The organism is Jiangella alba (assembly GCF_900106035.1).
Lineage (GTDB): Bacteria > Actinomycetota > Actinomycetes > Jiangellales > Jiangellaceae > Jiangella > Jiangella alba.
Map to the genome: position 1 here is coordinate 2,289,033 of NZ_FNUC01000003.1, position 20,173 is coordinate 2,309,205.

The 20,173-nt window shown below is 74.1% G+C and carries 18 protein-coding genes; 11 read left to right on the forward strand and 7 right to left on the reverse strand.

The features are described 5' to 3' along the window. The 3 genes from BLV02_RS12960 to BLV02_RS12970 are packed head-to-tail and all read right to left on the reverse strand — an operon-like array spanning window position 1 to window position 2,891. On the reverse strand, window positions 1–1,101 hold the full coding sequence (locus BLV02_RS12960; RefSeq protein ID WP_216094599.1) for a polyprenyl synthetase family protein: 1,101 nt from the start codon (window positions 1,099–1,101) through the stop codon (window positions 1–3). A gap of 10 nt (window positions 1,102–1,111) precedes the next feature. After that, window positions 1,112–2,068: an ABC transporter substrate-binding protein gene (locus BLV02_RS12965; RefSeq protein WP_141711874.1), complete on the reverse strand. Its 957-nt coding sequence runs from the start codon at window positions 2,066–2,068 to the stop codon at window positions 1,112–1,114. Between the two features lie 16 nt (window positions 2,069–2,084). Continuing rightward, on the reverse strand, window positions 2,085–2,891 hold the full coding sequence (locus BLV02_RS12970; protein ID WP_069114990.1) for a hypothetical protein: 807 nt from the start codon (window positions 2,889–2,891) through the stop codon (window positions 2,085–2,087). A 97-nt stretch (window positions 2,892–2,988) separates the two neighbouring features. Between BLV02_RS12970 and metF the strand changes: the two genes are divergently transcribed. Continuing rightward, window positions 2,989–3,906 (forward strand): methylenetetrahydrofolate reductase [NAD(P)H], encoded by a 918-nt coding sequence (gene metF, locus BLV02_RS12975; protein ID WP_069114989.1) that lies wholly within the window; start codon window positions 2,989–2,991, stop codon window positions 3,904–3,906. Here the strand turns inward: metF and BLV02_RS12980 are convergent. After that, window positions 3,903–4,988 (reverse strand): phytoene desaturase family protein, encoded by a 1,086-nt coding sequence (locus BLV02_RS12980; protein ID WP_069114988.1) that lies wholly within the window; start codon window positions 4,986–4,988, stop codon window positions 3,903–3,905. The genes metF and BLV02_RS12980 overlap by 4 nt on opposite strands. A gap of 3 nt (window positions 4,989–4,991) precedes the next feature. After that, window positions 4,992–5,483: a YbaK/EbsC family protein gene (locus tag BLV02_RS12985; protein ID WP_069114987.1), complete on the reverse strand. Its 492-nt coding sequence runs from the start codon at window positions 5,481–5,483 to the stop codon at window positions 4,992–4,994. A 183-nt stretch (window positions 5,484–5,666) separates the two neighbouring features. On the opposite strand from BLV02_RS12985, the gene BLV02_RS12990 reads away from it, so the two are divergent. Next, window positions 5,667–6,107 carry an SAV_6107 family HEPN domain-containing protein gene (locus tag BLV02_RS12990; protein ID WP_069115181.1) on the forward strand — a complete coding sequence of 147 codons (441 nt, stop codon included), beginning with the start codon at window positions 5,667–5,669 and terminating at the stop codon, window positions 6,105–6,107. Window positions 6,108–6,764: 657 nt separating this feature from the next. Continuing rightward, window positions 6,765–7,712, forward strand: a complete 948-nt coding sequence (locus BLV02_RS12995) for a proteasome assembly chaperone family protein (RefSeq protein ID WP_069114986.1) — start codon at window positions 6,765–6,767, stop codon at window positions 7,710–7,712. Window positions 7,713–7,771: 59 nt separating this feature from the next. On the opposite strand, the gene BLV02_RS13000 is transcribed toward BLV02_RS12995, so the two are convergent. Further along, on the reverse strand, window positions 7,772–8,806 hold the full coding sequence (locus BLV02_RS13000) for a M48 family metallopeptidase (RefSeq protein ID WP_069114985.1): 1,035 nt from the start codon (window positions 8,804–8,806) through the stop codon (window positions 7,772–7,774). Window positions 8,807–8,899: 93 nt separating this feature from the next. On the opposite strand from BLV02_RS13000, the gene BLV02_RS13005 reads away from it, so the two are divergent. From BLV02_RS13005 to BLV02_RS13020, 4 genes are all read left to right on the forward strand, one after another. Then, on the forward strand, window positions 8,900–9,949 hold the full coding sequence (locus tag BLV02_RS13005) for a permuted SH3 domain-containing protein (protein ID WP_069114984.1): 1,050 nt from the start codon (window positions 8,900–8,902) through the stop codon (window positions 9,947–9,949). Then, entirely contained in the window at window positions 9,946–10,668 is a 723-nt protein-coding gene (locus BLV02_RS13010; RefSeq protein WP_069114983.1) for an ABC transporter ATP-binding protein, read from the forward strand. The genes BLV02_RS13005 and BLV02_RS13010 overlap by 4 nt, the downstream gene beginning before the upstream one ends. Next, on the forward strand, window positions 10,665–11,864 hold the full coding sequence (locus BLV02_RS13015; protein ID WP_069114982.1) for an ABC transporter permease: 1,200 nt from the start codon (window positions 10,665–10,667) through the stop codon (window positions 11,862–11,864). Before BLV02_RS13010 ends, BLV02_RS13015 begins: the two co-directional genes overlap by 4 nt. Before the next feature lie 71 nt (window positions 11,865–11,935). Next, window positions 11,936–12,853, forward strand: coding sequence for an IS982 family transposase (locus tag BLV02_RS13020; RefSeq protein WP_069115473.1), 918 nt, complete (start codon window positions 11,936–11,938; stop codon window positions 12,851–12,853). 19 nt (window positions 12,854–12,872) lie between these two features. On the opposite strand, the gene BLV02_RS38015 is transcribed toward BLV02_RS13020, so the two are convergent. Then, a complete protein-coding gene (locus BLV02_RS38015) occupies window positions 12,873–15,875 on the reverse strand; it encodes a S8 family serine peptidase (protein ID WP_069113556.1) in 3,003 nt (1,000 codons plus the stop codon). Window positions 15,876–16,028: 153 nt separating this feature from the next. Between BLV02_RS38015 and BLV02_RS13030 the strand changes: the two genes are divergently transcribed. Genes BLV02_RS13030 through BLV02_RS13045 form a run of 4 tightly spaced genes read left to right on the forward strand, consistent with a single transcriptional unit; the run spans window position 16,029 to window position 19,620 of the window. After that, window positions 16,029–16,961 (forward strand): ABC transporter ATP-binding protein, encoded by a 933-nt coding sequence (locus tag BLV02_RS13030; RefSeq protein WP_069113555.1) that lies wholly within the window; start codon window positions 16,029–16,031, stop codon window positions 16,959–16,961. Next, complete coding sequence (locus tag BLV02_RS13035; protein ID WP_069113554.1) at window positions 16,958–17,767, forward strand: ABC transporter permease; 810 nt, start codon at window positions 16,958–16,960, stop codon at window positions 17,765–17,767. Before BLV02_RS13030 ends, BLV02_RS13035 begins: the two co-directional genes overlap by 4 nt. Before the next feature lie 33 nt (window positions 17,768–17,800). Further along, entirely contained in the window at window positions 17,801–19,018 is a 1,218-nt protein-coding gene (locus tag BLV02_RS13040; protein WP_069113593.1) for a sensor histidine kinase, read from the forward strand. Then, complete coding sequence (locus BLV02_RS13045) at window positions 19,015–19,620, forward strand: response regulator transcription factor (RefSeq protein WP_069113553.1); 606 nt, start codon at window positions 19,015–19,017, stop codon at window positions 19,618–19,620. Before BLV02_RS13040 ends, BLV02_RS13045 begins: the two co-directional genes overlap by 4 nt. The last annotated feature ends 553 nt before the right edge of the window (window positions 19,621–20,173 follow it).

Sequence of the window (20,173 nt, forward strand, 5' to 3'; positions counted from 1 at the left end):
TCAGTGCGTCCGCGCGGTCGTCAGCTCGATCAGCTGCGACAGCGCCTTCCGGCCGTCCTCGGTGACGTCGGCCGAGTCGAGGGTGCTGCGGGCGTCCGCGACCAGGTCGGTGACCAGCGCCTCCACCCGCTCCAGCGCACCCGTCCCGACCAGCACGTCGCGCAGCGCCGTCACGCCGTCGAGGTCCAGCGCGGGGTCGCCGAGCCGCGCGCCGACGAGCGCCGCCTGCTCGGCCGACGCCCGCTCCAGCGCGTACGCGACCAGCAGCGTCCGCTTGCCCTCGCGCAGGTCGTCGCCGGTGGGCTTGCCGGTGCGGTCCGGGTCGCCGAAGACGCCGAGGACGTCGTCGCGCAGCTGGAAGGCCTCGCCGAGAGCCGCGCCGAACCGCCGGTACGACGCCAGCAGCGGCTCCGGCGCACCGGCCAGCGCGCCGCCGATGACCAGCGGGTGCTCGACGGAGTAGCGTGCCGACTTGTACCGGATGACGGTGCGGGCGCGGTCGGCCTGGCCGCCCGGCAGGGTGCCGCCGCTGACCTGCTCGAGCATGTCGAGGTACTGCCCGCCGCCGACCTCGGTGCGCATGCGGTCGAACACCGCCCGTGCGGCCCGCAGCCGGTCGCCGTCGACGTCGGCGTGGTCGAACAGTTCGGCGCTCCACGCCAGCAGCATGTCGCCGAGCAGGATCGCGGCCGCCGCGCCGAACCCGTCGGCGTCGCCCTGCCAGCCGGAGTCGCCGTGCAGCGTCGCGAACCGGCGGTGCACGGACGGCAGCCCGCGGCGGGTGTCGGACGCGTCGATGAGGTCGTCGTGCACCAGCGCCGACGCCTGGAACAGCTCCAGCGCCGCCCCGATCGTCACCAGCGCGTCGTCGGCCGGGTCGCCACCGGCCGCCCGCCAGCCCCAGTAGGCGAACGTCGGGCGCAGCCGTTTCCCACCGGACAGGAACGCGGCCGCGGCGTCCACCAGCGGCAACGTCTGCGGGCTGGCCGCGCCGAGCACCTCGCGCTGCCCGTCCAGGAACGCGTCGAGGGTCTGCTGGATGCGCGGCCGCAGGAGGCCGACCGGGTTGTCGGGGCCCGCGAGGGGCGCTGGGGTCACCACGCCTGCAAGGCTAGGGGGTGGCTTCGGCGAGGGCGGCTTCGAGGTCGTCGAGGATCGCGTGCGCGCCGCGGTAGGTCGAGCTGCCCCACACGTCGTAGTCGGCGTCGACGACCTTGCCGGCCTGCGCCGCCGGGAGGTTCTGCCACAGCGCCGACGACGTGATGGTCTCGCGCGCGCCGGTGTTCTCGCCGTTGGCCAGCACGAAGACGACGTCGCCGTCGGCCTCGGGGATGAGCTCCAGGCTGATCTCGATGAAGTCGCGGTCCGGGTCGGGCTCCAGCTGGCCGGCCGGGCGGGCGAAGCCGACGTCGTCGAGCACCTGGCCGGGGAACGACGCCGGCGTCTCCAGCCGCAGCACGTCGGCGGCCTGCACCCGGACCAGGGAGACCTCGACGGCGCCCGGGTCGCCGACGGCGTCGCGGACCTGCTGGACGTGCTCGTCGTACTCGGCCACGACCTCGTCGGCCCGCTCGGGAACGCCCAGTGCCTCGGCCAGCTCCTCGACGTGCGAGCGCCAGCTGCCGGTGCCGTCCCAGGTCAGCGACACCGTCGGGGCGATCTGCGAGAGGTCGTCGTAGGCGTCGGCGAGCGCGGCGATGTCGACGCTGACGATGAGGTCGGGGTCGGCGACGGCCAGCGCCTCGATGTCGGGCTCGTTCGTGGCGCCGACGATCTCGAGGTCCTCGACGGGGAAGTCGTCCGGGAGGAACGTGGCGAGGTCGGCGCCGTCGCCCGTCTCGGCCGCCGTGGCGACCGGCTCGAACCCGAGGTCGACCAGCGCGGACAGCGTCGGGCGCCACAGCACGGCGATGCGCTGCGGGTCGTCGGGCACCTCGGTCTCGCCCTGGGCGTGGACGACGGTGTGCGTGGTCCCGCCGGTCTCGCCGGCGGCGGGGTCGTCGTCGCCTCCGCACGCGGTGAGCGCGATCAGGGCGGCCAGGGTCAGAGGAGTGGCGAGGCGGCGCATGAGGGTTCTCCGGGGCTCAGGACGGACGGCGTTCGAGGGCGGCCCGGCGCTTGGCGACCCGGACCTCGTCGTCGACGTAGGGGCAGCCGCCGCAGAACTCCGCGGGCTGCTGGGCGGCGTCGCGCGGGCGCAGCTCGTCGACGACGTACTTGAGGCAGCAGGTGCCCTTGACGCTGCCGGCCGCGACGCCGCCGGACCACGGCACCCGCAGCATCCGGGGCCGGCGGCGCACCGGCGCACCCAGCGCGACCAGTTCGTCGACGACGGCGCGGGTGCGCCGCCAGGTGTCGTCGGGGTCCAGGCCGGCGGCGTTGGCGGCGAGCACGGCGGGGCTGCCGAGGCGGTCGGCGACGGAGCTCCACATCGTCCGCACGCCGTACGGGGCCAGCCCGGCCGCCGCGTCGATGACCGGCGCGAGCAGCGTGTGCAGCCGCCGGGCCACGTCGCCGGCGCCGACGCCGTCGTCGACGTCGCCGCCGGTGAGCGCCAGCCGGTCGAACTGGGCGCCGTCGAAATGCACCTGCGTGGTGGACGGTTCCAGCGGCAGGCCGCGGCCGTCGACCAGGTAGCTCGCCAGCAGCGCCGTCGCGACCCGGCCGGTCAGGCGGAGCACCAGGTACGACGCGGCCACGTTGCGGTGGCCGCCGGCGTCGCCGTCGAGGCGGTCCAGCCAGTCGGCGACGACCCCGGGGCCGGCCGCGGCGTCGGCGAGCGTCGTCCAGCCGTCGCCGGTGGCCGACGTGACGAACCCGAAGGACGGATGGAGCCGCTCGAGCCGGCGCGCGGCGGCGTCGAGTGGCTCGGTGGCGGTGACGGCGAACATAGGTATGGCTAACTTAAGTCCTGGCGACGAAGATCGCCAATCGTTCGCACGCTGAGACGATCTGTCCGAAACGCGGACGCGCCGGTAGTCTGAGGCGATGGCATTGGGACTTCCGTCGACGATGCCCGGGGGTGCACGCACCATCCGGGAGCTGCTGGCCGCCGGCGGGAGATCGTTCTCGTTCGAGTTCTTCGCCCCGAAGTCCGAGACCGCCGAGGTCTCCTTCTGGCAGACCATGCGCGACCTCGAGCGGCTGCAGCCGACGTTCGTCTCCGTCACGTACGGGGCGGGCGGCACCACCCGCGAGGGCACGGTGCGGCTCACCGAGGGCATCGCCCGCGACACCACGCTCACCGTCGTCGGGCACCTAGCCGCCGTCGGCCACTCGGTGGCCGAGCTGCGCAACGTCATCGGCCAGTACGCCGACGCGGGCGTGCGCAACTTCCTCGCGCTGCGCGGCGACCCGCCCGGCAACCCGCAGGGCGAGTGGGTGCAGCACCCGGAGGGCTTCGCGTACGCGGAAGAGCTGGTGCGGCTCATCCGCACGCACGGCGACTTCTGCGTCGGCGTCGCGGCGTTCCCCGACAAGCACCCGCGCTCGCCCGACCTCGAGACCGACGCCCGGTTCCTGGCCCGCAAGTTCCAGGCCGGCGCCGACTACGCCATCACCCAGATGTTCTTCCACGCCGACGACTACCTGCGGCTGCGCGACCGCGTCGCGGCGGCCGGGGGAGCGGCGCCGATCATCCCGGGCATCATGCCGGTGACGAACGTGCGGCAGATCCAGCGCTTCGCCCAGCTGACGGCGGCCGACTTCCCGGAGCCGCTGGCGCGGCGGCTGCTCGCCGTCGAGGACGACCCCGAGGCGGTCCGGGCCATCGGCGTCGAGGTGGCGACCGAGCTGTGCGAGCGGCTGCTCGCCGAGGGCGTCCCCGGCCTGCACTTCATCACGCTGAACAAGTCCACGGCGACGCGGGAGATCTACCAGAACCTCGGCGTCGGCGCGCTCTCCTAGGAACGTCCGATGTCGTCGGCGACGATCGCCGCCGACTGCGCGACCAGCGCGATGCCCGGGCCCGGGTGCGCGCCCGCGCCGGCGAGGTAGAGCCCGCGGATGCGGGTGACGTTGCCGGGGCGGCGGAAGATCGCGGTGACGCGGCCGGCGGCGGTGCCGTGCACGTGGCCGCCGGCGGCGTCGTACCAGCTGATCGCGGGGCCACCGCCGGCGGGGAAGCGGAGCTCCGGCGCCTGGGTCGGGTCGGCCCGGACGGCGGTGGCGGGCGCCGCGTCGTCCCGGCGCCGCCGGAACGGGCGCCTGCGGTCGTCGGCGAGGTCGCCCGGCGGCGCCGTCCACACGACCGCGTCCGCGTCGACCGTCGCTCCGCCGGCCAGCGTCACGCCGGTGACCCGCTTGCCGTCGTGCACGGGTGCCCCGGCCGCGGCGTCGTACCGGAACGTCGCGCCCCGCTCGGCGCCGCGTCCCGCCAGCACCTCGACCAGCCGCGCGACGTCGGCCGTCCACACACCGAACGTCTGCTCCAGGTACGGCAGCACGGTGAGCGCGGCCGGCGCCGTCGCGGGGTCGGCGCCGTAGCGCGTGGCGTACGACTCCAGCGCGGCCCGCAGGTGCGGCTCGCGCAGTGACGCGGCGACGTCGCGCAATGTCTGGGGGTGCCGGGGCGCCTTCGCGCCGGTGTGGCCGAGGACCAGCGGCCGCAGCTCGCGCCAGGCGCGGTCCCCGTGCGCGACGACGGCGTCCCACTGCGCGCCCGCCCCCGCGCCGAACGCGTCGTCGAGGGCGCGCCGGGTGCCGGACGGGCTCGCGTTCGGCACCGCGACCTCGGCGCCGTCGGCGAACACCCACCGCGCCGCGGGGTCGGCCGGGACGAGGTCCAGCTCGCGCTCCAGCGGGCGGCCGGTCTTGCGGAACAGGTCGCGCAGGACCGCCGGCAGCGTGAACGGCTGCGGGCCGTACCGGAGCTGGCCGCCGGGCGCCGGGCCCGACTCCACCACCGTCACGTCGTGGCCGAAGTCGGCGAGGGCGAGCGCGGAGCAGAGCCCGGCCAGGCCCGCCCCCACGACGACGACGCGCGCCACGCCTCAGCCGGTGACGTCGACGGGGCTGCCGCCGGTGACCCGGACCAGCTCGTCGAACGTCGTCGGGAAGACGGAGTGCGGGTGGCCGGCCGCGGCCCAGACGCGGTCGTACTTCTGCAGCCAGACGTCGACCAGCGTGCGCACCGGCGCCGGGTGCCCGACCGGGGCGACGCCGCCGATGGGCTGGCCGGTGTGCGTGCGGACGAACTCCGGGGTGGCGCGGCCGACCTTCGTGGCGCCGGCCGCCCGGGCCAGCGCCGCGACGTCCGCGCGGTGGGCGCCGCTGGTGAGGACGAGCAGGGGAGCGCCGTCGCAGTCGAAGATCAGCGAGTTGGCGATGGCGCCGACCTCGCAGCCGAGCTGCTGCGCCGCCGCGGCCGCCGTGGGCGCGGAGTCGTCGAGTGCGACGATCTCGGGGCTGGTGCCCGCGGCCGCGAGAGCCTCGCGGACGCGCTGCACATTCGGGTGGGCGAGAACCTTGTCACTGCTGGTCACAGGGGTCGACCCTACCCTCTCCCGATTCGCTCCCGAGACCTTGTCGGTGGCGGGGTGTACATTTCTCTGTAGGTCGAACAGTCGTTCGAACAAGATGCGGAGGCGGCCATGACTGTGGAGATTCAGCAGTACAGCAGGGTGGCGGGCGGCCACGGCCTGCCGGCCCCGCGCACCCGGGCGCCCATGGGCCACGCGGCGCTCGATCTCATCGAGCATGCGCGCCTGTGCCTCGCCGAGGCCGCGTCCGCCGGTCACGCCGGCGATCGGTTCGCCGCGGCCCACCTCGCCGCGCTGCGGGCGGCGGCCGCCGTGCTGGCGGCGAAGGCCCGGCCGGCCGAGAGCGGTCGGGGGCGCGGGCGGCGCGGGCACGGTCCGCGCAACGTGTGGGAGCTGCTGCCCGGGGTCGCGCCCGAGCTCGCCGAGTGGGCCGCCTTCTTCGGCGCCAACGCCGGCAAGCGGGCCGCCGCCCAGGCCGGCCTGCCCGGCGCGGTCACCCCTCGCGAGGCCGACGACCTCCTCCGCGAGGCCGACTCCTTCCTCGGGCTGGTCTGCGTCCTGCTCGGCCTGCCCTACCAAGAGCCGCTCGACGGCCCGGTGGTCGCCATCGTCCCCGGCGCCGCCTGAGCCTCCGGGGCGGCTGTCCCGGCGCGACGTGCTCGGCGACCCAACGCCCCGGCGTGTTTGGCGCTCCGCGCCCCGCGACCGGCGCCCCGCGACCGGCGCTCCGCGTGGTTGGCGGTGCGGGCTGACGGCCGCGGTGACGATGTGGCGGCGCTGGCTCGGCGGTCATGGCACGGCCGTTCGCAGCCCTCACGCCCTGCCACCTGCACGCCCGCCATCTGCACGCCCGCCATCTGCACGCCGTGCCGACTGGGCGCCGTGCCATCTGCGCGCCGTGCCATCTGCGCGCCGTGCCATCTGCGCGCCGTGGCACCTTCATGCGCCGCACGTCTGGGAACCATCCGCGGCCGGAATCTGCGCCACCTCGGCACCCGCAGCGCACGTCCGGGAAGGGCCTGCGGCGGAATCTCCGTCACCCCCCCGCACCCGGGCGCACCCGCGCAGCGCGCGTCCGGGAAGGGTCCGCGCCCGAATCTGCGCCACCTCGCCACCCCCCGGCGCCCACGCACCTGGGCGCACCCGCATCCCGGCGCACCCGCGTGCCGGGCGGCCCGCCGTGCTCTCGCGCTCCACTCGCACCTCCACCAGGCGCCGGGAAGTCCTGGGGCGGCCACCGTGTTATGTCAGTTGTCTTGTCTGTCCGATGTCGGGAGAGCCGCCATGCCGAGCCGCCGTGAGCTGTACGAGCTCGTCGAGGAGCCGTCCGAGCTGGAGTCGCCTGTTCTGGTCTACTGGTTCGACGGTTTCGTGGACGCGGGCCGGGCCGGCGGCGGGCTCGTCGATCATCTGCTCGCGACCCTCGACACCGAGGTGGTGGCGCGGTTCGACGTCGACGCGCTGATCGATTACCGGGCGCGGCGGCCGGAGATGCGCTTCGCCGACGGGGCGTTCCAGGAGTACGACGCGCCGGAGCTGACGTTGCGGCTGGTCCGCGACGACGTCGGCGCGCCGTTCCTGCTGCTGTCGGGGCCGGAGCCGGACGTGCGGTGGGAGGCGTTCGTGGCCGCCGTCACCGATCTGGTGGAACGGCTGGGCGTGAAGCTGTCCATCGGTGTGCACGGCATCCCGAACCCGGTGCCGCACACCCGCCCGCTGAGCGTCCTCACGCACGCCAACCGGCCGGGTCTGCTCGACGAAGCCGCGCTGGTCGACGTGGAGCTGCGGGTGCCGGGCAACGTGTCGTCGCTGCTGGAGTACCGCCTCGGCCAGACCGGCCACGACGCCATCGGGCTGGTCGCCCGCGTCCCGCACTACCTCGCCGAGTCCGAGTACCCGCAGTCGTCGCTGACGCTGCTGCGGGCGCTGAGCGCCACCACCGGCCTGCTGCTGCCGTCCGGCGAACTGGCCGAGGCCGCCCGCCGCACCGACGAGCTGGTCCGCGAGCAGGTCGAGGGCAACGACCAGGTCGCCAAGGTCGTCCACGCGCTGGAGAACCAGTACGACGCCTTCGCCGGCGGCGACGCCCGCGGCAGCCTCATCGCCGAGCAGCGGGCGGTGCCCAGCGCCGACGAGATCGGCGCCGAGCTCGAGCAGTTCCTCGCCGACCTCGACGACCGCGACGACGACAGCGGCGACCAGCGCGACGAGGACGAGGGCGGGAACCGGTAGGCGGCCGCCGGGAGCGATCACCCGGCGCCACCTGGCCGGCTACCTGCCGCGACTAGCGGCTACTCGCCGCCGCCGTCGTTCGGGCGGCGCATGCGGTTGGTGATGTTGTCGAACAGCTTGCCGCCGGCGTCGCCGACCCCGTTGACGATGTCGCGCAGTGAGCTGATCAGCGGGTCGGACGTGCGGCTCCACGACTCCTGGTACGACTTCGCCGCGTTGCGCACCTCCTGGCTGATGGAGGCGTCGCGGTCGCCGGAGCGGCGAGGGTAGTCGCCGGCCAGGATGCGGCTGTACTCGCCGGACGCCGCCCAGCGGTCGAGCTCGGCCAGCCGCACGACGGCCTGGGGGTGGGTGCGGCCCATGAGGCTCATCAGCTTGATGACGCCGTCGCGGGCGTCCTCGCCGGCGTCGTACTCGCGGGCCTGCTGCAGGAACGCGTCGATGTCCATCTCGGCCAGTCGCGACCCGCCGGCCATCTTCATCAGCGAGCGCTTCGCGGCGTCGGGGTCCTGCGACGACAGCAGGCCGGCGCGGTCGGCGGACAGCTCGGACTTGCGCTGCCACTCCTCGAGCGCGAACACGATGGCGCGCAGCCCGACGTAGCCGAGCGGGATCCACGCGACCCGCAGCGCCAGCCGCGTGAGCATGAGCAGCAGCGTGCGGTAGACGGCGTGCCCGGACAGGATGTGCCCGACCTCGTGGCCGACGGCGAAGCGCCGCTCCTCGGCGTCGAGGAGGTCGAACAGCCCCGTGGTGACGACGATGAACGGCTTGTCGGTGCCGATGGCCATGGCCCGCGGCTGCGGATCTTGCACGACGTACAGCTCGGGCCGCTCGACGTCGAGGATGTGGGCGGCGTCGACGACGTCCTGGTAGACGTCGCGGAACTGGGTCTCGCCGACCCGGACCGCGCTGGACAGGTAGTGCAGCCGCAGACTGCGCTCGTTGAACAGGCCGGACATCTTGCGCAGCAGGGTGTCGAACCCCCGCAGCGACCGCATGGCGACCAGCGCGCCGCGGTCGGCCGGGTGCTCGTACGCGCGCGAGCTGAGGTCGGGAAAACGGACGCGGCTGCGGTCGGGCTCAGTCGTCATACGTCCATCGTAGACCGGGGTATTGACAATGCACATACTCGGTATACATGCTGTCCCTCCACAGAGACCCGGAGCCCGAGGGAGAGCACGTTCGTGGGCGTCACCCGCCGCATCGTCCTGCCGACGATCAAGATCCTGCTGCTGGCCGTCATCGCGGTCGCGGCGGTCCGCCTCGCCTTCGGCGGCGACGACGACTCGGCCGCCGACGACCCGGCGGTGCCGTCGGTCGAGATCGTCCAGCCGGAGGTGCCGGCCAGCATCGGCACCGTCGTCAACACCGTCGACGTCGAAGGCACCATCACCGCCGACGCGCCGACGCCGGTCCGCGCGACCGACGCCGGCGAGGTCCGCACCTTCCTGGCCGACCCCGGCGACGTCGTCGAGGAGGGCGACCCGCTGGTCGAGGTCGTCTTCGAGGAGGAGGGCGAGCCCATCACCGAGGTCGACGACGAGGGCAACGAGGTCGAGGTGCCGGGCGAGCCAGTCCGCCGGTTCCGCACCATCGAGGCGCCCACCGCCGGCACCGTCGGCGAGTACGACGTGCTGACCGGCGAGACGGTCGCGATCGGCGACACCATCGGCAGCATCTCGACGGGCGGCTTCACGGTGTCCGGCTCGCTGACCGCGGAGCAGCAGTACCGGCTGGTCAGCGGCCCGACGTCGGCCGAGGTGCAGGCCCGCGGCGGCCCGGCCCCGTTCGCCTGCACCGACCTGCGCACCGGCCGGTCCGCGGGCGGCAGAGGCGACGGCGGCGACGAGGGCGGCGCGGCGCCGCAGGACCCGATGGCGCCGGATCAGGGCGGCGGCGGCTCCAGCACGGCGGTCTCGTGCACGGTCCCGCCCGACGTGACGGTGTTCGACGGGCTGGCCGCGACGATGGTGATCGAGGCCGGCCGGGCCGAGAGTGTGCTGGTCGTGCCGGTCACGGCCGTCGAGGGCTCGTTCGAGGCCGGCAACGTCTGGAAGGTCGGCCCGGACGGCGAGCCGGTGGAGACGCCGGTGACGCTGGGCCTCACCGACGGCGAGCTGGTGGAGATCCGCGAGGGCCTGGCCGAGGGCGACTCCGTCCTCGAGTTCGTCCCCGGCGGAACGTCCGAGGACGAGGAGATGCTCGACCCCGGGATGGTCGGCGAAGCGGGATGAGCCTCATCGAACTGGACGGCGTCGGCCGGACGGTGGTCCTGCCCGACGGCGACCGCCTGGAGATCCTGCGCGACGTCACCCTGACCATCGAGGCCGGCGAGCACGTGTCGATCGTCGGCCGGTCCGGATCCGGGAAGTCGACGCTGCTCAACCTCATGGGCCTGCTCGACACCCCGTCCGACGGCGAGTACCTGCTGGAGGACCGGCCGACCCGCGGGTTGTCGCAGCGCCAGCGCGCCCGGCTCCGCGGCGCCGGCTTCGGCTTCGTGTTCCAGCAGTTCAACCTGCTGCCCGGCCGCACCGCGGTGCAGAACGTCGCCGCGCCGCTGCTGTACTCCGGCGGGCGCGACTTCTGGCGCCGGCACCGGCTGGCCGCCGACATGCTGGAGCGGGTCGGCCTGGGCGATCGCGGCGACACCATGCCGGAGAAGCTGTCCGGCGGCGAGCAGCAGCGGGTCGCCATCGCGCGCAGCCTGATCCGCTCGCCCCGGGTGATCCTGTGCGACGAGCCGACCGGCGCGCTGGACGTGCAGACCGGCACCGAGATCATGGACCTGCTCGACACCATCGCGGCGGAGTCCGGCGCCACGCTGGTCACCATCACGCACGACACGATGGTCGCCGCACGGGCGCACCGGCACTACCGCCTCGACGCCGGCCTGCTCGGCCCGCTGGACCCGGCGACGCTGGCCCCGCCGCGTCAGGTGGTCGCGTCGTGACGGGACTGGTCGCGGCGTTCGTCGAGGCGTGGGACGAGGTCCGCATCCACAAGGTCCGGGTCGTCGTGTCGCTGATCGGCGTGCTGATCGCCGTCGCCGCGATGACGGTGATCACCGCCCTCGGTGACATGGCCCGGCAGGCCAACGCCGAGCACTCCGAGCGCACCAGCGGGCGCGCCGCGACGCTGCAGGTCAACGCCTGGGCGATGGACGGGTCGGCGCCGCCGCCGGAGGCGCTGACCAGCGCCTACGCCGAGGTCGTCGCACGGCACTCGGTCGAGTACTCGTCGCTGCTGAGCAGCACCGAGCTGCGGGTCCAGTTCACCGAGGGCGCCGAGCCGGTGTGGGCGACCTACATCGACCGGCCGTACGGCGAGATGCACCGCATCGAGCCCGAGCACGGCCGCTGGTTCAGCGCCGCCGACGAGCGCCGGTTCGCCCCCGCGATCGTCGTCAACGAGGCGTTCCACCAGCGGCTGGGCGAACCCGACCTGCGCACCAACCCGACGGTGGTGCTGGCCGGCGAGCGCCCGGTGCGGGCCACCGTCATCGGGGTGACGCCCAACGCGTACAGCGACGAGATGCCGTCGGCGTACCTGCTCCAGGCGCACCAGCAGCAGTGGGGCATCCAGGGGATGTACGACAGCCCGCCGGCGCTGGAGCTGTGGGTGCCGCCGGAGCGCGCCGACGAGTTCACCGAGGTGGTCCGCGCCGACCTCGCCGGCCTGCTCGGGCAGAACCTGCAGATCGAGGTCTACCGGCTCGACCCGACCGACTTCGACGTCATCGACGGCCAGCTGCAGTGGGTGGTCCGCGGGGTCAGCGTCATCGCGCTGGGCATGGGCGCGCTGGGGCTGCTGAACATCGCGATGGTGACGGTCCGGTACCGGGTCCGCGAGATCGGCGTCCGGCGCAGCTTCGGCGCGACCTCCGGCCGGGTGTTCTTCTCGGTGATGATGGAGAGCGTCTTCGCGACGGCGGTCGCCGGCCTCGCCGGGGTGGTGCTGGCGGTCGCGATCGTCAAGAACGTGCCGATCGACGAGCTGATCGGCGGCAGCGTCACCGACGTACCGGCGTTCCCGGTCCGGGCCGCGGTCGAGGGCCTGGTCGCGGCGACGGTGGTGGGAGCCCTGGCCGGGATCGTCCCCGCCACCGTCGCCGTCAGGGTGAAGGTGATCGACGCGATCCGCTTCTAGATGACCTATTCCAAGTGGTCGCGCGCGTGTCATGAGCCGGTGACGTGGGCGAGGGTGTCCAAGATCAGTTTGTGAGAACAAACCTGGACACCCTCGCGACTGCACTGTACGTGACGGTCGATGACCTGTTGATCGATTCTCCGCACCTGGCGCCGTGGCGGCCCAGGGTCGGGATCGAGCCGAGGATCAGCGACGCGGAGTTGGTGACGCTGGCGGTGATGCAGGCCCTGCTGGGGTTCACCTCTGAGGCTCGCTGGCTGCGCTACGGACGCGCTCACCTGCGGCATCTGTTCCCATACCTGCCCCAGCAGCCCGGCTACAACAAGCGGCTGCGGCGCCTCGGCGCCACGATCGCCCAGCTGGTCGGGGTGCTGGCCCGGGACACGAGCATGTGGACCGATGACGTCTGGGTGGCCGATTCCACCCCGGTCGAGTGTGCCCGATCACGGGAGACGGCGCGGCGCTCGGACCTGGCCGGGTGGGCCGAGTACGGCTACTGCGCCTCGCATTCGAGGTTCTTCTGGGGACTGCGGCTGCACCTGCTGTGCACACTGCACGGCCTGCCGGTCGGGTTCGCCCTGACCGGCGCGAAGGCCGACGAACGCCAGACGCTGCTCGGGATGCTCGATGCCGACCCCGAGCTCACCGGTCCCGGGCGGGCCGGGCAGATCGTGATCGCGGACAAGAACTACTACGGCCGCGAGTTCGAGACCACCCTCACCGACGCCGGCGTGGACCTGCTGCGCCCGGCCCGCAAAGGCGAACCCCAGCGGGCCGGGACCGAGTTCTTCAAACCGTTGCGGCAGGTCATCGAGTCGATCAACGACACCCTCAAGGGCCAGCTCGATCTCGAACAGCATGGCGGACACACCCCGGCCGGAGTGTGGGTCCGCGTCACTCAACGCATCCTGGCCCTCACCGCGGCAATCTGGCACAACGACCACACCGGTCAGGCGACCAAGCGATCCCTCCTGGCCTACGACCACTGACCACCTTGGAATCGGTCATCTAGTCGATGGCGACGACCGTGGTGCTGGAGGTGGCGGCGTAGCCGACCAGGCCGAGGTAGGGCACGCCGGGTTCGAGGCCGGTCCAGGCGACCGTCACCTCGGCGGGGTCGCCGGCCCGGGCCGGCAGCGGGTCGGGCGCGACGGTCGCCGTGCCGGTCGCGTCGGCGCCGACGGCGAAGGAGCGCAGCGAGAAGTCGACCGCGCCGCCGTCCGGGCTGGAGAACAGGTGCACCAGGGCGGTGTACGTCCCCGGCTCGGGCGCGGTCAGGTCGACCCGTTCGCTCGCCGCCCCCGTCGCGCCGTTCACCGGCAGCTCGGCGCCGTCGGGACCGTAGAGATAGAGGTCGTAGTCGGCCGACTCCTGGGCCGCGACGAGGTCGAACCGGGCCAGCGACGTCCCCTCGGGCACCTCGAACTCCACCACCTGCGACGACGCGTTGCCGGCCGGGTCGGGCGCCGCGCCGGGCGTCAGCGAGCCGTCCGTGACGGTGCCCGGCACCAGGCCGCGCAGCGTGAGGTCGACGTCGCCGGTGGTGGAGGTGGTCACCGAGTAGGTGGCCGAGCCGTCGGCGGCGGTCGCGGCGACCTCGGCCGGCGCGGCGACGGCGACCGGGCGGGCCACGATCGGGCTGCGCACCGTCGTGCCGGCGCCGCTCCAGGTCAGCGCGCCGTGCGCGTACTCGTCCAGCGCCGCGCGGGTGCGGGTGAGCGTGACCTCGAACGTCTTGCTCTGCCCGGGCCGGCCGAAGTACAGCACCGACGGCGTGACCCGCGCGGTGAACCCGGGCACCGAGACCGACGCGCGGTACAGCCCGGGCGTGACGGCGGTGACGGTGCGGGTGACGGTCTGTCGCCCGGCCAGCGCCCCGACGGCGATGGACGGCTGGTTGAGGTCGGACGGGTCGATCGGCTCGACCCCCGCCACGCCGGTGTCCTCGCCGGTGCCCTCGAGGAACGCCAGCCAGTCGGCGGTGCCCGACTCGTACACCAGGCCGGGCCGCAGGAACCGGGCCGGATCGACGTGCCCGGCGCCTGCGTGGAAGCGGTCGCGGTCGGGCTCGCCGGAGGCGACGACGAGGTCGTAGGCCGTCGTCATCATCGCCGACTTCACCGCGGCGGCCGACCACCCGGGCTGCTCGGCCCGGATCAGCGCGGCCAGCCCCGCGATGTGCGGCGCCGCCATCGACGTGCCGGAGACGAAGTCGAAGTCGTTGCCGCCGTGCGGCCCGGGCGCCACCGCCGCGAGCACGTCGACGCCCGGCGCGGAGATGTCCGGCTTGAGCAGGTCGCCGCCGTTGGCCAGCGCCGGGCCACGGGACGAGAACCCGGCCAGCACCGGCTTCGGCGTCGGCGGCAGGTCCGTCTGGTCGCCGGGCAGCAGCGCCGCCGTGGCGCCGTCGCCGGCCGCGTACTCCCGGACCGCCGCGGCGTCCTCGGCCCCGACGTGCGTGGTGGGCAGCACGTGGAAGTCGGCGTTCAGGGTCTCGGCCGGGTCGAGGTTGCCCAGCACGACGGCGACGCCGCCGGCCCGCTGGACCTCCTCCGACTTCGCGACGCGGTCGTAGACGCCGCGGTCGCAGATGACGATGGCGCCCGCGGCGGCCGCGTCGTCCAGCGAGGACGGACCGCACAGCGCCGCCTCGTCCGCCTCGACGCCCGTCGCGGCGAGGTCGCGGGCGTAGACCAGCGGGGTCTGCTCCGGCAGGCCGGTGTCGCTGATCATCGAGCCGCGGAAGCGCCGGCCGTCGCCCAGCTCGACGGTGCCCTCGTAGATCTGGTGGGTGCTGGCGGCGACGGTGGTGACCCACGGGCTGTTGTGCGCGACGGTCGACTCGCCCGGCCCGGAGTTGCCCGCCGACGCCGACACGAACACGTTCGCCGACGCCGCGGAGAGGAAGGCCAGCTCCACCGGGTCGATCAGCGTGTCGGTGGCCCCGGAGATGGAGTAGTTGATGACGTCGACGCCGTCGAGGATCGCCTGGTCGATGGCGGCGACGGAGTCGGACGGGTAGCAGCCGCCGGTGTTCTCGTCGTCGTCCTGCCAGCACACCTTGTACGCCGCGATCGACGCGCCCGGCGCCATGCCCGACCCGTCGCCGAACTCGCGGCCGTTCACCGACATCGGCACGCCGTGGTTCCCGGCCGCCGTGCTGGCCGTGTGGCTGCCGTGGCCGTCGCCGTCGCGGGTGGACAGGTGCTCGTTCGGGTCGCGGTGCTCCGGCGGCACGTTCGCGACGAAGCCGTCGTCGTAGTAGCGGGCCGACACGAGCTTGCCGTTGCACAGGTCCGCGGTCCAGTTCTCGCCGGTCTCGCACTCGCCGGTGAACGTGTCGCCGTCGGCCTTGAGCACCGCGGTGCCGGTGTCGGACGTCCGGTAGGCGACGCCGGCCTCGCCGGTCGGCCGGTCCGCCAGTTCCGGGCCGGCGAACGACGCGCTCTCCGGCCAGATGCCGGTGTCGATGACGCCGACGACGACGCCGCGCCCGGCGTCCGCGGCCCCGCCCAGCGACGCCCACACGCCGTCGTCGCCGGTGAGGCCGAGGAACTCCGGCGACGCGACGGTGTCGGCGGCGCGTGGGACGTCCGGCACGACGGCGAGCACCCGCGGGTCGGCGGTCAGCTCGGCGGCCTGCTCCGCGGTCAGCTCGGCCGCGAACCCGTTCACCGCGACGGTGTACTGGTAGTGCGGCTCGGCGCCGACCCCGCCCGCGACCTCGCGCTGCCGCTCGTCCAGGTGCTCGCGGTACTCGCGCACCGCGCGGTCGCCGGCCCGCAGCCGTTCGCCGTCGCCGGGCGCCGTCGCGGCGAGGCCGCGCACCCCGCCCTCGTACGTGGCCGCGGGCGCCCCCGTCAGCACGACGACGTAGGAGCCGGCGGCGAGGCCGCGCGGCGCGGGGGCGGGCGGCCCGTCCGGTGCGGCGGCAGCGGTCGAGGCGGCGGCCACGGCGACGACGCTGGCCAGCGCGGCGACGAGGCGGGTACGGCGGGGCGGGTGCGCCACGGGCGTCCTCCGGAGTGGTGACATTCGTCATGGGCCGGCCCCGCATCGGTCATCGAGGCCGGTGACATCGCCCACCGGACGTGGCCGCGTGCCCCGGCCACGATGGGGTCATGGCGAACATCGAACCATTCCAGGCGGCCCGAGGAGGGCGACATGGCTGAGGTCATCGAGGTCTCCGGGGTCCGCCGCAGCTACGGCGACTACGAGGCGGTGCGCGGCGTGACGTTCTCCGTCGCGCGCGGCGAGCTGTTCGCGCTGCTCGGCACGAACGGCGCCGGGAAGACGTCCACCCTCGAGGTGGTCGAGGGGCTGGCCCGGCCCGCCGCCGGCCGGGTCCGGGTGCTCGGCCGCGACCCCTACACCGACCGCGCCGCCGTCCGGCCGCGCATCGGCGTCATGCTGCAGCAGGGCGGCTTCCCGGCCGACCTCACGGCGGCCGAGACGGCGACGATGTGGGCGGGGACGCTGACCCTGCCGCGTCCGGTCGCCGAGGCGCTGGAGCTGGTCGACCTCGCGCACCGCGCCGACGTCGCCGTCAAGCAGCTCTCCGGCGGCGAGCGGCGCCGGCTCGACCTCGCGCTGGCCGTCCTGGCCCGCCCGGACGTGCTGTTCCTGGACGAGCCGACCACCGGGCTGGACCCGGAGAGCCGGCGCAACACCTGGCGGCTGGTGCGCACGCTGCTCGACGACGGCGTCACCGTGCTGCTCACCACCCACTACCTCGACGAGGCCGAGGAACTGGCCGACCGGCTGGCGATCATGCACCAGGGCCGCATCGTCCGCACCGGCACGGTCGCCGAGGTGGTCGCGTCGCAGCCGGCGACGGTGTCGTTCGCGCTGCCGACGTCGGTTCCGCGCGACCAGTTGCCGGAGCTGCCCGGCACGTTCGCCGTCGACGACGGGCGGCGGGTCGAGCTGCACACCGGCACCATGCAGGCGACGCTGACCGGGCTGCTGGTGTGGGCCCGCGACCACGGCGTCGAACTGCACGACCTGTCCGCCCGGCCGGCGTCGCTGGAGCAGGCGTTCCTGGCGGTGGCGTCGTCGGACGACGTGGAGACCGAGCGAACGGAGGTGGCGGCATGAGCGCCGTCATGACGGCCGGGTCGGCGCGCCGGGTGCGCGCGCTGGCGACGGCGGAGGTGCGGCTGCTGGTGCGCAACCGCACGGCGATGTTCACGGCGTTGGCGCTGCCGGTGCTCACGGTGGTGGCGCTCAGCTCGATCGGGTTCGGCGAGGAGACCGACCTGCCGCTCGGCGCCGTCGTCGTGACGATGCTGACCGGGTTCGCGCTGCTGTACGTCGTCTACTACAACCTGGTGTCGGCGTACGTGGCCCGGCGCGAGGAACTGGTGCTCAAGCGGCTGCGGGTCGGCGAGTTGCGCGACGGCGAGATCCTGGCCGGCACCGCGCTGCCGTCGATCATCGTGGCCGGTGCGCAGATCGTGCTGACGGCCGCCGTCTCGGCCGTCGCGTTCGGCCTCGACGCGCCGCCGAACGTGCTGCTCGCGCTGCTGGCCGTCGCCGGTGGTGTGGTGATGTTCGTCCTGCTCGCCGCCGCGTCGACCGCGTTCACCCGCAACGTCGAGATGGCGCAGGTCAGTACGTTGCCGGTGCTGTTCCTCTGCATGGGCAGCCTGATCTTCTCCGGCGTCGTCATGCCGGCCGACTCGGTGCCCGACCGCGTCAGCGACATCGTCCGGTTCATCCCGCTGACCCCCGTCGTCGACCTCGTCCAGCTCGGGCTCACCGGGCAGACCCGCGACGGCGACACCGTCGGGTTCGGCGCCAGCTGGTCCGAGGCCGCGGTGCCGGCGGCGATCCTGGTGGCCTGGATCGCGATCGGGGCGTGGGCACTGCGGCGCTGGTTCCGCTGGGAGCCGCGTGGCTGAGCCCGGCGGCGTGACAAGCTGATGCCCGTGTCGATGGTGAGCCGGTGGTGGGAGGAGCGCAGCGCGCCGCAGCGCTTCGACCTCTACACCCGCGGCACCCTGTACTCCATGCTGGCGGGCGAGCCGCTGGTGGCGCTGCTGATCGCGTCCTCCAGTGAGGACCTCGGCTCGGCCGCGCAGATCGCCGGCTTCGTCGCCCTCGCCGCCGTCCACGCCGGCATCGGGGTCGTCGTCCTGCGCGGCGGGCTGGCCTGGTACCTCGGTCGCGGCGCCTGGCCGTACCGGTGGACGGTGGCGCTGCTGGCGGTGACGGTCTGCGCGGCGGCCGCCGCGGTGGCGGCGTTCGGCTGGTCGGCGCCGCCGGAGCCCGGGGTCGTCAGCGGCGCCGTCGCCACCCAGTTCGCCGTCATCATGCTGTCCGGGTTCACCGTCGGGGCGCTGGCGCCGCGGCTGGACAGCCCGCGGCTGACGCTGATCGCGCTGCTGTTCGGCACCGTGATCGCCGGCGTCGGGTACCTCAGCGACTGGCCGCGGCCGAGCGCCATCGGCACCGGGCTCGCGGCCGTGTTCGCCTACCTCGGCGGCTGGTCGGCGTTCCGGGCGTCGGTGTGGATGCTCGGCATCGTGTGGGAGCTGGACCGGTCCCGGCAGGTGCAGGCCGACCTCGCCGTCGCCGAGGAACGGCTGCGGTTCGCCCGCGACCTGCACGACATCCTGGGCCGCAACCTGTCCGTCATCGCCGTCAAGAGCGAACTGGCCGCCGCCCTGTCGCGCCGCGGCCGCGACGACGCGGGCGACGAGATGATGGCGGTGCGCGACATCGCCCAGGAGTCGCTGCGCGAGGTGCGCGAGGTGGTGCGCGGCTATCGCGAGGTCGACCTCACCACCGAGCTGGCCGGCGCCCGCTCCGTCCTGCGCTCGGCCGGCGTCGCCACCCGCGTCGTCGGCGAGGTGTCGGCGCTGCCGCCCGACGTGCAGGCCGTGCTCGGCTGGGTGGCCCGCGAGGGCACCACCAACGTGCTGCGGCACAGCTCCGCGTCGACCTGCGTCATCACCGTCGCGCGGTCCGACGGCAGCGTCACGCTGACCATGGAGAACGACGGCGCCCGCGAACCGTCCGGCGCGTCCGGCTCCGGCCTGTCCGGGCTGGCGGAGCGGCTGTCCGAGCTGGGCGGCTCGCTGACGGCCGACCGGCTCGACGGCGACCGGTTCCGGCTCTCCGCCCAAGTGCCGTCGGAGGTGGCGTCGTGATCCGGGTCCTGCTCGCCGACGACGAGAACCTGATCAGGTCCGCGCTGCGGGCGCTGCTGTCGCTGGAGGACGGCATCGAGGTCGTCGCCGAGGCCGCCACCGCCGACGAAGCCCTCGCCATGGCCCGCACCTTCACCCCCGACGTCGCCGTCCTCGACCTGCAGCTGCCCGACCGCGACGGCATCTCCCTGGCCGCCGACCTGCACCGGTTCGTCCCCGGCTGCCGCACCATGATCGTCACCAGCCACGGCCGGCCCGGCTACCTCAAGCGGGCGCTCGCCGGGGGAGTGGGCGGCTTCCTCCCCAAGACGGTGTCGGCGTCGGTGCTGGCCCAGGTCGTCCGCACCGTCCACGACGGCGGCCGCTACGTCGACCCCGAGCTGGCCGCCGAGGCCATCAGCGCCGGCGACAGCCCGCTGACGGCGCGGGAGGCGGACGTGCTGGAGCTGGCGGCCGAGGGCGCGCCGGTCGAGGAGATCGCCCGGCGGGCGGCGCTCACCCCCGGGACGGTGCGCAACTACCTCTCCTCGGCGGCCTCGAAGCTGGGGGCGGCGAACCGGCACGAGGCCGTGCACGTGGCGCGGCGGCATGGGTGGATCTAGTTCTTCGTTCTCGGGGGTTCGCCGGGCGCTCGTTGGCCCTGATCTGCCGCGTTGTGCCTGCCCCCTGCTGCTTCCAGTGTCGGGGGCGCGGGTGGCCGCCTCAAGCGGACCTCGTGCTTGGGCGCTTCGCGCGGCGGAGGACCGCTTGACCCGGCCGCCCGCGCGCCCGTTCAAGCAGCGTCAGGGGGCCGGCCGAAAAACGGGCCCGGCTTCCCTGCTCGCTCGGCTTTCGCTCCGCTGGCCGCTCACTGGCCGTGGGTCGTGTTCTTCGGCTACCGACTCCGCTGTGGGTTGCTGTTCGCTGGCCGCTGCCTGGTCCAAGATCATCCACCTTCTGTGCTGCTATCACGGCCCAAAACGTGGATGATCATGGAACGAGAGCAGGGGCACGGTCGCTGAGCGGCACGCGACGTGGCGTGGAGGGCGCGGGCCCAACGACGACGGCGCTGCGCAAGCGTCGCGTGGTGGTAGGTCGACCCCTCCCGGCCCGGGTGGGGCCCACCCTACCGGCGGGCACCGACAACGTCGCGCCGACGAACCGCGCCGCGCCTGC

Excerpts from the sequence above, each read along its gene's own strand:
- BLV02_RS12995 (WP_069114986.1), top strand. The coding sequence starts at position 6,765 with ATGCCGAGCCGCCGTGAGCTGTACGAGCTCGTCGAGGAGCCGTCCGAG.
- BLV02_RS13030 (WP_069113555.1), top strand. The coding sequence starts at position 16,029 with ATGGCTGAGGTCATCGAGGTCTCCGGGGTCCGCCGCAGCTACGGCGAC.
- BLV02_RS13035 (WP_069113554.1), top strand. The coding sequence starts at position 16,958 with ATGAGCGCCGTCATGACGGCCGGGTCGGCGCGCCGGGTGCGCGCGCTG.
- BLV02_RS12965 (WP_141711874.1), bottom strand. The coding sequence starts at position 2,068 with ATGCGCCGCCTCGCCACTCCTCTGACCCTGGCCGCCCTGATCGCGCTC.
- BLV02_RS12990 (WP_069115181.1), top strand. The coding sequence starts at position 5,667 with ATGGGCCACGCGGCGCTCGATCTCATCGAGCATGCGCGCCTGTGCCTC.
- BLV02_RS13010 (WP_069114983.1), top strand. The coding sequence starts at position 9,946 with ATGAGCCTCATCGAACTGGACGGCGTCGGCCGGACGGTGGTCCTGCCC.
- BLV02_RS13000 (WP_069114985.1), bottom strand. The coding sequence starts at position 8,806 with ATGACGACTGAGCCCGACCGCAGCCGCGTCCGTTTTCCCGACCTCAGC.
- BLV02_RS12970 (WP_069114990.1), bottom strand. The coding sequence starts at position 2,891 with ATGTTCGCCGTCACCGCCACCGAGCCACTCGACGCCGCCGCGCGCCGG.
- BLV02_RS13040 (WP_069113593.1), top strand. The coding sequence starts at position 17,801 with ATGGTGAGCCGGTGGTGGGAGGAGCGCAGCGCGCCGCAGCGCTTCGAC.
- metF (WP_069114989.1), top strand. The coding sequence starts at position 2,989 with ATGGCATTGGGACTTCCGTCGACGATGCCCGGGGGTGCACGCACCATC.